General features: G+C 55.1%; 12 protein-coding genes. 11 read left to right on the top strand and 1 reads right to left on the bottom strand.

Annotated features, from left to right (window positions below; genetic code table 11):
- Positions 1-16: 16 nt before the first annotated feature.
- The 5 genes from C812_RS18230 (at position 17) to C812_RS18210 (ending at position 6224) form a co-directional block, all read left to right on the top strand.
- The gene (locus tag C812_RS18230) at positions 17-523 is read left to right on the top strand and encodes a VanZ family protein (protein WP_016314124.1); all 507 of its coding nucleotides are present in this window, start codon (positions 17-19) and stop codon (positions 521-523) included.
- A gap of 131 nt (positions 524-654) precedes the next feature.
- Positions 655-1206 (top strand): ribosome hibernation-promoting factor, HPF/YfiA family, encoded by a 552-nt coding sequence (hpf, locus tag C812_RS18225; protein ID WP_016314123.1) that lies wholly within the window; start codon positions 655-657, stop codon positions 1204-1206.
- 224 nt (positions 1207-1430) lie between these two features.
- A complete protein-coding gene (gene secA / locus C812_RS18220; RefSeq protein WP_016314122.1) occupies positions 1431-3938 on the top strand; it encodes a preprotein translocase subunit SecA in 2508 nt (835 codons plus the stop codon).
- Positions 3939-4076: 138 nt separating this feature from the next.
- A protein-coding gene (gene prfB, locus C812_RS18215; RefSeq protein WP_139817461.1) for a peptide chain release factor 2 occupies positions 4077-5193 on the top strand; the annotation gives its coding sequence in 2 pieces (ribosomal slippage) (positions 4077-4148 and positions 4150-5193; 1116 coding nt in all).
- A gap of 134 nt (positions 5194-5327) precedes the next feature.
- A complete protein-coding gene (locus C812_RS18210) occupies positions 5328-6224 on the top strand; it encodes a YitT family protein (RefSeq protein ID WP_016314120.1) in 897 nt (298 codons plus the stop codon).
- Between the two features lie 339 nt (positions 6225-6563).
- Here the strand turns inward: C812_RS18210 and C812_RS18205 are convergent, their stop codons facing one another.
- A complete protein-coding gene (locus tag C812_RS18205; protein ID WP_016314119.1) occupies positions 6564-7265 on the bottom strand; it encodes a PIG-L deacetylase family protein in 702 nt (233 codons plus the stop codon).
- Positions 7266-7501: 236 nt separating this feature from the next.
- Between C812_RS18205 and argC the strand changes: the two genes are divergently transcribed.
- From argC to C812_RS18175, 6 genes are all read left to right on the top strand, one after another.
- Positions 7502-8554 (top strand): N-acetyl-gamma-glutamyl-phosphate reductase, encoded by a 1053-nt coding sequence (gene argC, locus C812_RS18200; protein WP_016314118.1) that lies wholly within the window; start codon positions 7502-7504, stop codon positions 8552-8554.
- 40 nt (positions 8555-8594) lie between these two features.
- Complete coding sequence (argJ, locus tag C812_RS18195) at positions 8595-9830, top strand: bifunctional glutamate N-acetyltransferase/amino-acid acetyltransferase ArgJ (RefSeq protein WP_016314117.1); 1236 nt, start codon at positions 8595-8597, stop codon at positions 9828-9830.
- 64 nt (positions 9831-9894) lie between these two features.
- The gene (gene argB / locus C812_RS18190; RefSeq protein WP_016314116.1) at positions 9895-10680 is read left to right on the top strand and encodes an acetylglutamate kinase; all 786 of its coding nucleotides are present in this window, start codon (positions 9895-9897) and stop codon (positions 10678-10680) included.
- A 57-nt stretch (positions 10681-10737) separates the two neighbouring features.
- Positions 10738-12000 carry an acetylornithine transaminase gene (locus C812_RS18185; protein WP_016314115.1) on the top strand — a complete coding sequence of 421 codons (1263 nt, stop codon included), beginning with the start codon at positions 10738-10740 and terminating at the stop codon, positions 11998-12000.
- A gap of 3 nt (positions 12001-12003) precedes the next feature.
- Positions 12004-12966, top strand: coding sequence for an ornithine carbamoyltransferase (gene argF / locus C812_RS18180; protein ID WP_016314114.1), 963 nt, complete (start codon positions 12004-12006; stop codon positions 12964-12966).
- 25 nt (positions 12967-12991) lie between these two features.
- On the top strand, positions 12992-14230 hold the full coding sequence (locus C812_RS18175) for an argininosuccinate synthase (RefSeq protein ID WP_009225376.1): 1239 nt from the start codon (positions 12992-12994) through the stop codon (positions 14228-14230).
- Positions 14231-14335: the final 105 nt, after the last annotated feature.

Here is a 14335-nt window from a genome sequence, read left to right as displayed (position 1 = left end):
AATGAGGTGACCTCCTTTGCACAACCTTCGACCTTGGCTGCGCTGGCTGCCGGCGATCGCGATGATGGCGATTCTTTTTGGGTTTTCTTCGCAGTCTTATGAGGAGCAGTCGCTGGTGCCGGAAATTGAGAAGAGCACCTCGGACCAGTGGATTGAGAATCGATTCGGCGGGATCCGGTTCAGCTATGGTGACTATGAAATCAGTGTGGACAGTGTGGGCGGGGCGAGCTTCATCGAGTTTTTTATTCGCAAAGCGGCGCATTTCGGCAGTTATGCTTTACTGGCAGCGTTCCTGGTTTACGCTTTAGGTGGTCGGGGACGATCCAATCGGCGATGTCTGCTCTTTGCGATTTTGATCGCATTCCTCTATGCCTGTACGGATGAGCTGCATCAGAGCTTTACGCCGGGGCGGACGGCGATGGTGCAGGACGTGTTGCTGGATACGATCGGGGCCGCGTGTGGGGCGGCGTTCACGATTTTGTTGAAATCCTGGTGGGGAAACCGGAAGGATCGCCGGGCTTGAAAGCGCGGGGGATTTGCCGATCTGCCCGTCTTTTTTTACGGATATCGCGGTGGTTTACAGACCTTTAACACTTTTTACTTTGCCTTAACGTCATGGTATAATAAAGGTGCAAAGCAAAGGAGGAGTGCCCTATGAATTTTAGTATTCGAGGACAGCAGATTGAAGTGACTGAGGCCTTGCGTGACTACGTAGACAAGAAGCTCAGCCGGCTAGACAAGTACTTTGATGCACCCCCTACCTCAGACGGTACTGTCACGTTAAGTGTGGTACGAGGCTTGCACGCGGTCGAGGTAACGATTCCTTTGACCGGCGTTGTGCTCCGTGCGGAAGATCGCAGCGATGACATGTACGCATCCATTGATGCGGTTGTGGACAAGCTTGAACGTCAAATCCGCAAGCACAAAACGAAAATCAACCGTAAACTGCGCCAGAAAGGCGTGAAGAACAGCCTCTTTGTAGAGGGCACGACCGCAGGCTCCGTTGCGCTGGATGAAGGCGAGGAAGAGCTGGAAGTGGTTCGTACGAAACGCTTTACCTTGAAGCCGATGGACGTAGAGGAAGCGATTTTGCAAATGAATATGGTAGGACACAACTTCTTCGTTTTCTCGAACATCGACACTAAAGAAGTGAACGTCGTCTACAAGCGCAATGACGGCAAATACGGTTTGATTGAACAGGATTAACCCCTTGCACTCCGTGCAATCATGGCAACTTGCTTCAAACTAGGTGGTAATTCCTGTGATACTTACGCAAAGGAAACGAGCCTTATCCGCCCGCGGATAGGGCTCTTTATTCGTATACAAAGGCGCTTTACCGCAATGCAGACGTGACGGGGCGTGTTGCGGCGTGCCTTACAAACTGTTACAATTTAGGCAAATCATCTGTTTATGCGTGAAAGGGGTAAATCATGCTGGGATTAGTAAAAAAGATATTTGGCGACACGAATGAACGTGATGTCAAACGTCTGATGAAGACGGTAGATTATATTAATTCATTAGAACCGCAATTTGAGGCGCTTTCGGACGAGCAATTGAAAGGGAAAACCGCTGAATTCCGGGAACGGATCGAGAAAGGCGAGACGCTGGATGATTTGTTGCCGGAGGCTTTTGCCACAGTACGGGAAGCTTCGAAACGCACGCTCGGGATGCGTCATTTTGATGTGCAGCTGATCGGCGGCATGGCGCTTCACGAAGGCAAGATTGCGGAGATGAAAACCGGTGAAGGGAAGACGCTGGTCGGAACCCTGCCGGTTTATTTGAATGCGCTCCTGGGGAAAGGTGTGCATGTCGTTACCGTCAACGACTATTTGGCACAACGCGATAGCCAGCAGATGGGGCAGATTTACAACTTCCTCGGCATGACGGTTGGGGTGAACCTCAACGGCATGGAGCATGAGCAGAAACAAGAAGCTTACGCTTGCGACATCACGTACGGCACGAACAACGAGTTTGGATTTGACTACCTGCGCGACAACATGGTGCTCTACAAAGAACAGATGGTTCAGCGGCCGCTGTATTATTGCATTATTGACGAAGTGGACTCCATCTTGATCGATGAAGCGCGGACGCCGCTGATTATTTCCGGCCAAGCTCAGAAATCCACCGAGCTGTATTATGCAGCCGATCGTTTCGTGAAGACGCTGACGCCGGAGGAAGATTATACGGTAGATATTAAAGTAAAGGCTGTTTCGCTGACCGAAAAAGGGGTTGCTAAAGCGGAACGCGTTTTTGGCATTGATAACTTGTACGATCATAAACATGTTACGCTGAACCACCACGTGGTGCAGGCGCTCAAAGCGAACGTCATCATGCGCCGCGACGTCGATTACGTCGTGACCGATGACGAGGTGCTGATCGTCGATGAATTTACCGGTCGGATCATGCAGGGCCGCCGCTACAGCGACGGGCTGCACCAGGCAATCGAAGCCAAAGAAGGCATCGAGGTACAGAACGAAAGCATGACGCTGGCGACGATTACGTTCCAGAACTACTTCCGGATGTACCGCAAGCTGGCCGGGATGACCGGTACGGCGAAGACCGAGGAAGAAGAATTCAAGAAAATTTACGGCCTTGAAGTGCTCCAGGTGCCGACCAACCGGCCGAACCGTCGGATTGACTTGCCGGACGTTGTTTATAAGAGCGTTGACGGCAAGTTTAAAGCCGTTGTCGAAGAAATCGTGGAACGTCATAAGAAAAAACAACCGGTGCTCGTTGGTACGGTCTCGATCGAGAACTCCGAACGCGTATCCGAGATGCTGAAGCGCAAAGGAATCCCGCACAAGGTGCTGAACGCGAAATACCATGCGGAGGAAGCGGAAATTATTTCCCACGCAGGGGAACCGGGTTCCGTGACGATCGCTACCAACATGGCGGGTCGCGGTACCGACATCTTGCTGGGTGAAGGCGTGGCCGAATTGGGTGGCCTGCATATCATAGGTACCGAACGCCACGAATCGCGCCGGATCGATAACCAGTTGCGCGGTCGTGCCGGTCGTCAAGGTGACCCAGGCTCCACGCAGTTCTACCTGTCGCTGGGTGACGAGTTGATGAAGCGGTTTGGTGCGGATAACGTGCTGAACATGATGGAACGCCTTGGCTTTGAGGAAGACCAACCGATCGAGAGCAAGATGATCACCCGCGCGATTGAGTCAGCGCAAAAACGCGTAGAAGGCAACAACTTCGACGTGCGCAAAGTCGTCCTGCAATATGACGATGTCATGAACCAACAGCGCGAAATTATCTATAAACAACGCCGGGAGCTGCTGGAATCGGAGAACATTAAGCAAATCGTTCTCGATATGATTAAGCCGGTCATCGAACGGGTGGTTGAAGCCCATACCGCTGACGAGATACCGGAGAACTGGGAACTGCAAGAGGTTGCCGATTACGTCAACAGCAAGCTGCTGGACGAAGGCGCCATTACGAAAGACGATCTGTGGGGCAAAGAGCCGAATGAGATGGTCGAGTATATTTTTGAACGCGTCCTGACGAAATACAACGCTCGCGAAGAAGCGATTGGTCCGGAAATGGTACGGGAGTTCGAGAAGGTTATCGCTCTCCGTGCGGTCGACAGCAAATGGATGGACCATATCGACGCGATGGATCAGCTGCGTCAAGGCATTCATCTTCGTGCATACGGCGGTACCGATCCGCTGCGCGAATACCAATTTGAAGGCTATGAGATGTTCAACGCGATGATCGCCAGCATTCAGGAGGAAGTCGCGACGTACATCATGAAGGCGCAGATCGAAACGAACCAGGAACGCCAAGCGGTCGTGGATGAGAACAAAATCACCACAAGCGGCGAGCCGGCTGAGAAACGCCCGGTCAAACGCGGCGAGACGATCGGCCGCAACGACTTGTGCCCATGCGGCAGCGGCAAGAAGTACAAACACTGCCACGGCCAAAACGCATAAACCACGGATACGCGGACCGTTACGGTTCGCACCAAGCATTAGCGGGTGACCTGGGAATCCCCGGGTACGCCCGTTTTTGCCCGTTGGGCCCATGATGAAGACAGAGCCGAATACAATAGAAGAAAGGTGATTCAACGTATGATCGACGCGAACGTGAAACAAGACATGCGCGAAATCGCAAAGAAATTAACTAACCTTAGGGGGTCTCTTTGACTTAGATCTGAAGCAAGAGATGATCGCCAACTATGAGGAGAAAATGGCGGCACCGGATTTCTGGGACGACAATGAGAAAGCTCAAGGGATTATCGCCGAGATGAATGCGGTCAAATCCTCGGTCGACCAATATACGGCGCTGCAGAACGAATACGATGAGCTGGAAATGATGGCGGAGCTCGCGGAGGAAGAAGGCGATGAATCGCTGGCTGCGGAGGTTGCGGACTCCGTAGAGAAGCTCGTGAAGAAGTTGGAGGAATTCGAACTCCAGCTGCTATTGAACCAGCCATACGACAAAATGAACGCGATTCTCGAACTGCATCCCGGCGCCGGCGGCACCGAATCCCAGGACTGGGGCCAAATGCTGTTGCGGATGTATACCCGCTGGGCGGAGAAACGCGGCTTCAAAGTCGAGACGCTGGATTATCTGCCGGGCGATGAAGCCGGGATCAAGAGCGTTACACTGTTGATCAAGGGCTACAACGCCTACGGCTACCTGAAGGCGGAGAAGGGCGTTCACCGGCTGGTGCGGATCTCGCCGTTTGACGCTTCCGGACGCCGGCATACGTCCTTCGTCTCCTGTGACGTCGTGCCGGAGATCAGCGATGACGTGGAGATCGAAATCCGTAACGAGGATCTGAAAATCGATACGTACCGCGCCAGCGGTGCCGGCGGTCAGCACATCAACACGACCGACTCGGCCGTGCGGATTACCCACATCCCGACCGGGATCGTGGTAACCTGCCAGAACGAGCGCTCGCAGATCAAGAACCGTGAACGGGCGATGACGATGCTTCGCTCCAAGCTGTACGAACGCAAGATCGAGGAGCAACAACGCGAGTTGGATGAGATCCGCGGCGAGCAGTCCGATATCGCCTGGGGCAGCCAAATCCGCTCGTACGTGTTCCATCCGTACAGCATGGTGAAGGATCACCGGACGAACGTGGAGACAGGGAATGTCGGCGCGGTGATGGACGGGGATCTGGACGCGTTTATCGACGGTTATCTGCGCAGCCAGATTAGAACGAACACGGAGAACTAATCGGCAGGGCGGAGCGCCTTGGTGTGACCATTCCGCCCGAGCCGCTGCTAAATATGACCCACCTTGGCCACGCTTGGTACGGGTGGGTTTTTCGTTGTACCAATTTCATGAAATGCCAGTAAGGAGGGGCAGCAATGCCGCCGAAAGTTCGCAAACGCCATCTTCAAGACTATATCCCGGTCGCCGGTCCGGTACGCCATACGTTAGATACGCTGATGATTATCGTAGGCTCTCTGATCACGGCCTTGGCGTTTAATTTGTTTCTGGTTCCCAGTCATATCGCCTCAGGCGGTGTTTCGGGATTATCGATCATCATTCAATCGCAATTTGGGATCGAACCTGCCTACACGCAATGGGCCCTGAATATCCCGCTATTCATTGCCGGCTACGTGTTGCTTGGGCGGGACTACTCCATCCGTTCTCTGCTGGGCACGGTGGTGCTGCCGTTCTTCGTCTTTTTGACACGAGACATTCCCGTACCAACGACAGATCCGTTGCTGGCTTCGTTATATGGAGGCATCGGGGTGGGGATAGGACTCGGTATTGTGTTCCGAGGCCGGGGATCCACCGGCGGGCTGTCCACCTTGGCGCAAATTATTCAAAAATACAGCGGCCTCAGCCTCTCCGTTTGCGTTGTGATGATGGACGGGATTGTGATTGTGTTGGCGTTATTTTTGCTGACCCCGGAAAAAGCGCTCTATGCCCTGATCGGACTGTACATCACCGGTAAAATTATCGATGCCATCGAGCTGGGCTTCAACTATACGAAGGTTGCTTATATCATCGCCGACCGAACGGAAGAGATCGCGCAAGCGGTCCTTACTCATCTCGATCGAGGGCTGACCAAGCTGGACGGCCACGGCGGGTACACCGGCGATGCGCGGACCGTGCTGATGGTCGTCGTCGGGCAGAGCGAAGTTACACGGCTCAAGACCTTGGTGCAGACGCTGGATCCCAATGCGTTTGTGATTATCACCAATGCGCATGAAGTGTTAGGGGAAGGGTTTAAAAGAGTGCAGGGAGAACAGTGACTTTCGGTTGCTGGGTACCTAAGCTGGATACCAGTTGCTTCCTCTGCGGCTGACTGACCCAAAGGGATACGCTTGGCAGGGGGAGGGGCCGCAGGGCTTCTTTGCACCATTATCCCTTTCCTTCAGGAGGGATGAGAGTTGGGCAGGGATGACTGACCTGTGCGGATCATTGATCAAGTAGCTGTATGGACGCTCTGATTGAACGGGATAATGGTGTAAAAAGAAGGCTGTAGCAGCATCTGATACATCCAGGAAGACGCAGGCCCCCAAAATAGCATCCCCATGCAAAAAAAAAACCGTCCGAAATGATTCGGACGGTTTTTTTGATTTGTGCAGCATTTAAATCAATCCATCATAGATAGACTGCTCATTTTTTTGCGGGAATCGTTCGCCGCGCTCCCAAATCAGCTCAAACGATTCGAATTGGTGACGGGGCGGTACTTGCGGTCCCAATACGCCAAATACCCGCTCGACGCTCCAAATTTGCGATTCATGGGCGGCCAGGGCTTGGCGTTTGGCTTCCCAACGGTCGCCGGCTGCTACGCGCAGCACGCTGGAATGATCGGAAGTATACGATCCCAATTGGTTATAATACAACTTCTGCACGGTTGGCGCTTGGCCCCCAAAGACGACATCGTTTACGGCGTGATGGATGACGATATGATCCGGGTGTCCGGATAGGCCGTCTTCCGGGAACGTGACGACCACCTGTGCCTGATGGCGCTGCAAGAAGTCGGCGATCTTCTCCCGCAGCATTACAGGATCCGCCTCCTTCAGCTTACCGTCCGGCAGCCCCAGTTGCTCGACGACGGAGATGCCGAGGATCTCAGCGGCTTTGGCCAGCTCCTGATCCCTGCGGGCCGCTAACTGTTCGCGGGTCATCTCCCCTAAGCGGCCGGTTTTGCCCGCGTCTCCCCGGGTAGCCGTAAGCAGCACCGCCTTGCCTCCTTCATCCGCGATTTGTCGGATTAAATAAGAACATCCAAATGTTTCATCATCGGGATGAGCGTATACGAATGCGATTGTTTTTTCGTTCGACATGGTGCTTCTCCTCCTTTGATACGGTTCATGAGCACCTTTTAAATATACCTGATTCAGCCCCTACATAAAAGTTTGGCGGCCAAAAGAGGGGCCCTGACATGCGAGGGGAAATTTTTTGTGAGAGTTGTTGTATTTATATAAGTTCAGCCGTATAATAATACATATTTACAACGGAATGATGCATATTGTTGATTTCATAGGTTTGATCCAACGGGAGAGGAAGCGAGGTTAGCATTGTGAACGGGGAGAAAATAAAAGTAGCCATCGTCGGTTCCACGGGATATGGGGGCGTGGAGCTGATTCGTTTTTTATGGGGACATCCGCATGTCGAGATTGCTTCGGTGATTTCCGTTTCTAGCGCAGGAGAGCCTATAACGAACGGGTTCCCGCATTTATCCGAGATCATCGTTCAGCCACTGGATGGCTTGAATCCAGAGGAGCTTGCGACGAAGGTGGATGTGGTATTTACTGCAACGCCATCCGGGGTCAGCACGAAGCTGGTGCCGCAGCTGCTGGAGGTTGGACTGAAGGTTATTGATTTGTCTGGTGATTTTCGGCTTAAAGACGGCCGGGAATACGAGGCTTGGTATAAACATGAGGCTCCGGAAGCCGCATTGCTTGAGCAGGCGGTGTACGGCTTGGCAGAGATTTACGGCGATGAAGTGAAAGGCAAGGAGTTCGTCTCCAACCCGGGCTGCTATCCGACCGCTACGCTGCTTGGCCTAATCCCAGCGTTAAGTGCAGGTTGGATTGATCCGGGCAGCATCATCATCGATGCGAAATCGGGGGTATCCGGCGCGGGCCGTGGGATGAACCTGACGAACCATTACGCGGAAATCAATGAAAATATGAAAGTGTATAAGGTCAACAAGCACCAGCATATCCCTGAAATCGAGCAAACCTTGGGGCAAATCACCGGGGAACCGGTTACGGTGACGTTCACGACACACCTGACGCCGATGACGCGGGGGATTATGTGCACGATGTACGCCACATTGAAGGGGGCTTACACCGAGGAAGATTTGATTCAGCTGTACCGTCAATATTACGAAGGACGTTCGTTCGTCCGCATTCGGGACAAAGGCAAGTGGCCGGCAACCAAGGAAGTGTTTGGCTCGAACTTTTGCGATATCGGTTTTGCAGCGGATGCGCGTACAGGTCGGCTGACGATCGTGTCCGTCATTGATAATTTGGTTAAAGGGGCAGCGGGGCAAGCCATTCAGAATTTGAACCTGATGATGGGCTGGGAAGAAACGACCGGCTTGAAGTTTACACCTGTTTATCCGTAGGTAGATCTCAACTTATTTGGGCTTATGAAAGGAGTCAGTCATGGGAGTGGTTAGTTTATTTCGTGCAGCGCCGGAGGGGAGCATCACCACGCCAAAAGGCTTTCAGGCCGGCGGCCTGCATTGCGGTCTGAAGAAGACGACCCGCAACGATCTCGGCGCGATCCTCTGCGAGGTGCCGGCGGTCGCCGCGGCAGTTTATACGACGAACGTCTTCCAGGCGGCGCCGCTGAAAGTGACGCGTGAGAGCGTCGCGTCCAGCGGGCAGCGGCTGCGGGCCGTCGTCGTCAACAGCGGCAACGCCAACGCGTGCACCGGCGTGCAAGGCGAAGCCGACGCGTACGCGATGCGCGCTGCGGCGGCGGAGGCGTTTGGGCTCGGCGAACACGAAGTCGCCGTAGCCTCCACCGGCGTCATCGGCGAGCTATTGCCGATGGACCGCGTCCGCGCCGGCATCGCTGGATTGCCGGCGGCGGTGGCAGCGAACGGCGAGGGGGCCGAGCAGTTCTGCCAGGCGATTTTGACCACGGACCTCGTGAAGAAAGAGGTGTGCGTGAAGCTTGACGTGGACGGCCGCGAGGTGACGATCGCGGGGGCTGCCAAGGGCTCGGGCATGATCCATCCGAACATGGCCACGATGCTGGCGTTCGTCACGACCGACGCCGCGATTGAGCCACAGGCGCTGCAAAGCCTGCTCGGGCAAACGACCGACGTGACGTTTAACATGATCACCGTCGACGGCGACACGAGCACGAACGACATGCTGTTAGCGATGGCGAGCGGGTTGGCCGGCAATCGGGAGCTGTCCCCCGGACACGCCGATTGGGACGCGTTCGCTGCGACGTTCCGCCACGTGTGCGAGACGTTGGCCAAGGCGATTGCCCGCGACGGGGAAGGCGCAACCCGTCTCGTTGAGGTGACGGTCCAAGGCGCCGTAAGCGATAACTCGGCTCGGGCGATCGCAAAGACAATCGTCGGCTCGAGCCTTGTGAAGTCGGCGGTGTTTGGGGCCGATGCCAACTGGGGCCGCATCATTGCTGCGGTCGGCCGTGCAGGAGAGCCGGTCAACCCGGAGACGGTGGACATCAAGCTGGGTGACATCGTTGTGCTGGAGGGCTCGCGTCCGGTTCCTTTCGATGAGGATGCGGCGCTTGCTTACCTGAAGGGCGACACGGTCAATATCTCCGTGGACCTGCATAACGGTCAAGGCGAAGCCACCGCTTGGGGCTGCGATTTGACCTATGACTACGTCCGGATTAATGCGGCTTATCGCACTTAATATGAATTTATATCCTAAATCATTTATCAGATGAGATTAACTCCGGAAAGGAGCAGAAAGATTAATGTTTGTGATGAAATGTGGCGGCAGCACGCTCGCGGAGCTGCCGAATTCTTTTTTTGCTGACTTGGTGAAGTTGCAAAAAGAAGGGGCCAACCCGGTGATCGTACACGGCGGCGGGCCAGCCATTTCGGAAAACCTTGGCAAGCTCGGAATTGAGAGCAAGTTCGTGGACGGGCTGCGTTACACGACGAATGAAGTCCTGGACGTCGTGGAAATGGTGCTGGCCGGCAGCATTAACAAATTGATCGTACGCCGCATCGCTCAGAACGGCGGGAAAGCGTTGGGCTTGTCCGGCGCGGATGGCAGCTTGCTGCAGGCGAAGCCGGTGGCGAACAGCAAGGAAGTTGGATTCGTCGGGGAAGTGACGGATGTGAATGCGGATTTGATCCGCGGCGTACTGGACCTCGGCTACATTCCAGTCATTGCTCCCGTAGGTATTGGTGCAGACGGAGCGCAACGTTATAACATCAACGCGGACACGGCTGCAGGAGCGGTTGCATCGGCACTTGGGGTTTCGCGCATGATTGTTGTTACCGATGTGCCTGGGATTTTGAAAATGACGGGTACCGAAAGAAAAGTGCTCGATTCCATTACGGTACAGCAAATTGAGGATATGATCTCGACCGGGGAAATTTACGGCGGGATGATTCCGAAGGTGCGAGCTGCTGTAGCTTGCATCAGCGGCAGCGTGAAGGAAGCGGTGATTGTAGGCGGCAACGAGCCGGGTGTGCTTGGCAAAGTGCTGGCCGGGGGACGCATCGGCACCCGAATCGTGCGGATGGCGTAGCGCAGCGGCTGACGGAAGGTTATATTAGTAATTAAGAAGATGGGAGTGGAAAAAACGATGGCGCAAAGTGATCTGAAAGAAGCTACTACGGCTCCGGCCACCGGAGCGAATGCCGCTGCAGCTGCGGCGGAAGGGAGCAGCCCCAGCGCGTTGTTCCCAAGTTATGCTCGGTACCCGATCCATTTGGTGAAAGGGAAGGGCAGCTGGCTGTGGGACGATAAGGGCAACCGCTACCTTGATTTCATGAGCGGTCTTGCGGTCGCCAACCTGGGGCATGCCCCGGAGAAGGTGGCGGACAAAGTGAAAGCTCAGCTGGATGAGCTTTGGCATGTGAGCAACCTGTTCCATATTCCACAGCAGGAAGTTGCAGCGCGGAAGCTGACGGAGATTAGCTGCGCGGACGTCGTTTTCTTCTGCAACAGCGGGGCCGAGGCGAATGAAGCGGCGATCAAGCTGGCGCGGCGCTACCATCAAAAGGTGAAGGGAACCAACCGCTTCGAGATTATTACGTTCAATCAATCCTTCCATGGGCGGACGTTGGCTACGCTGACCGCGACCGGTCAGCAGAAGGTGAAGGACGGCTTCCTGCCGCTTCCGGAAGGCTTCAAGTCTGTACCCTTGCATGACCTGCCAGCCCTGAAGGCAGCGATTGGCCCACAAACGGCGGCAGTGATGCTGGAAATGGTGCAAGCCGAAGGCGGCGTGTACCCGGTGGATCCGGCGTTCGTGCAAGAGCTGTCCGAGCTGTGCAAGGAAGAGGGACTGCTGCTCATCATCGACGAGGTCCAAACCGGCATGGGACGTACGGGCAAATGGTTTGCCCATCAGCATTACGGGATCGAGCCGGATATTTTTACATCGGCCAAAGGGATTGCCAGCGGCTTGCCGGCCGGGGCGATGCTGGCGAAAGCGTATTTGCGCGAAGCGTTCCCTCCGGGCAGCCATGCGTCTACATTTGGCGGCAATCCGATCGTGACGACAGCGATCATTGCCACACTGGAGACGATGCAGGAGGAGCGCATTCCGGAGCATGTCGCAGAGATGGGCGAGTACTTGACGGAGCTCCTGAAGGAGACGTTTAAGGACGAGCCGTTCGTCCAAGAAGTGCGCGGCAAAGGCTTGCTGATCGGAATCCAATGCGCCGGACCGGTAGGCGACATCGTACTGCTTGGACAACAACATAGACTGCTGTTCGTTACCGCCGGCCCGGAGGTCATTCGTTTACTGCCGAACCTCAAGGTGTCGAAGGAAGAGATTGACCAGGCCGTAGCGATTTTGGCAGACGTCATCGCCGCTTATACTTCCAAGGAGGGGAACTAAACTATGACTTTGCTGGAACCATCCAAACGCAGCAGCATGAATTTGAACGGCCGCGATTTTATCGAGCTGACAGATTATTCGACCGATGAGATCCACTATTTGATCGATTTGGCGATTGAGCTCAAGCGCAAGCAGAAGAACGGCGAGGTGTACCAGCCGCTGCTGGGGAAAACCGTCGGATTGATTTTTGAAAAATCGTCAACGCGGACGCGGGTGTCCTTTGAAGTGGGGACGTATCAGTTGGGAGGCCATGCGCTCTTTCTCAGCAAAAATGATATCCAACTCGGTCGTGGCGAAACGATCGCTGATACGGCGGGAGTCATGTCGCGCTACCTGGACGGGATCATGATCCGGACCTTCGGTCATGATAAGGTGGTCGATCTGGCCCGCTATGCTACCGTGCCAGTCATTAACGGACTGAGTGACTTGGCTCATCCGTGCCAGGTGCTGGCCGACTATCAGACGCTTTACGAGCATAAGGGCAAGCTGCAAGGCCTTAAACTGGCCTACGTGGGCGATGGCAACAACATGGCGCACTCGCTGATGATCGGCGGGGCGAAGCTGGGCGTTCATGTATCCGTGGCCAGCCCGGAAGGGTACGAACCGGACCCGCAAATTGTTGCGGATGCGCAGAAAATTGCCAAAGCGACGGGCGCGGTTATCGAAGTGGTGCGCGATCCGAAGGCGGCGGTACAAGAAGCGGACGCTATTTACACCGACGTGTGGGCGAGCATGGGCTTTGAAGAAGAGCAGAAGATCCGCGAAGAGGCCTTCCGCAATTACCAGGTCGACGAGCAGCTGGCGCGGTATGCGAAGCCGGATTACGTCTTTATGCATTGCCTGCCGGCCCACCGGGGCGAGGAAGTCAGCGAAGGCGTGATCGATGGACCGCATTCGATTATTTTTGATCAGGCAGAGAACCGGTTGCATGCGCAGAAAGCGCTGATGGCCGCATTGATGGGATAAATTTTTTTCGGGAGGACTAGGAATCATGGCAAAGGAAAAAATCGTACTGGCATACTCCGGGGGCCTGGATACGTCGGTCATTCTCAAGTGGTTAAAAGAAACGTACGATGCAGAAATTATCGCGTTTACGGCTGATATCGGTCAGAAGGAAGAATTGGACGGGCTGGAAGCGAAGGCTTTGGCTACAGGCGCTTCTAAAGTATACATCGACGACCTGCGCGACGAGTTCGCCAAGGACTTCATCTATCCGATGTTCCAGGCGGGTGCTTTGTACGAAGGGCAATATCTGCTCGGCACCAGCATCGCCCGTCCGTTGATCGCCAAGCGCATGGTGGAAATCGCCCGCGCAGAAGGCGCAACGGCGATCGCCCACGGCGCCACGGGCAAAGGCAACGACCAAGTGCGCTTTGAGCTGGCAGCAGCGGCTTTGGCGCCGGAAATTCGCGTGATCGCCCCTTGGCGGCTGAGCGAGTTCCGCGATCGCTTCCCGGGGCGCGCCGAAATGATCGCGTATGCGGAAGCAAACGGCATTCCGGTAACGGCCTCGGCGGCCAAGCCGTATTCGATGGACCGCAACCTGCTGCACATCAGCTATGAAAGCGGCGTGTTGGAGGATCCGTGGTTCGATGCATCTGCGCCGGAAAACAAAGACATGTACCTGCTCAGCGTATCGCCGGAGGATGCGCCGGATCAGCCGGAGTATCTGGAGCTGGAGTTCGAGCAAGGCAACTGCGTGGCGCTGAACGGCGAACGGTTAAGCCCGCTCGGAGTCATGGAGAAGCTGAACGAGCTGGGCGGCAAGCATGGCATCGGCCGTGTCGACATGGTGGAGAACCGCTTCGTTGGCATGAAGAGCCGCGGGGTCTATGAGACGCCGGGCGGAACGATCCTGTTCACGGCCCATCGCAAAATGGAGTCGCTGACGATGGACCGCGAGGTCATGAACCTGCGCGACAGCCTGATCACCCGCTACAGCACGCTTGTTTACAACGGCTTCTGGTTTGCGCCGGAACGTCTGGCGCTGCAGGCACTGGTGACGGAGAGCCAGAAGAACGTGACGGGCACCGTGCGCGTGAAGCTGTACAAAGGTAACATCATCGCTGCCGGCGTGAAAAGTCCGGTCAGCTTGTACAACCCAGACATCGCCACGATGGAGGCCGATCCTACGCAAGCGTACGACCAAGGCGACGCAACTGGCTTTATCCATCTGAACGCGCTGCGGCTGAAAGTCGGCGCGGGTGTGGCGCAAAACAGCGGCAAGTAAAGGGTGTGCCCAAAATCTATTCGAAAAATCGAATACAATTCGCCGATTTTCAGCGATTAGACCCCAATGTGTATGAAATTTCGTATATAATTGAGCATTTTGCGG

Source organism: Paenibacillus barengoltzii G22 (genome assembly GCF_000403375.2).
Classification (GTDB): Bacteria; Bacillota; Bacilli; order Paenibacillales; family Paenibacillaceae; genus Fontibacillus; species Fontibacillus barengoltzii.
The sequence above is the reverse complement of the archived record's forward strand: the minus strand, read 5'-3'. Positions and strand labels throughout refer to the sequence as shown.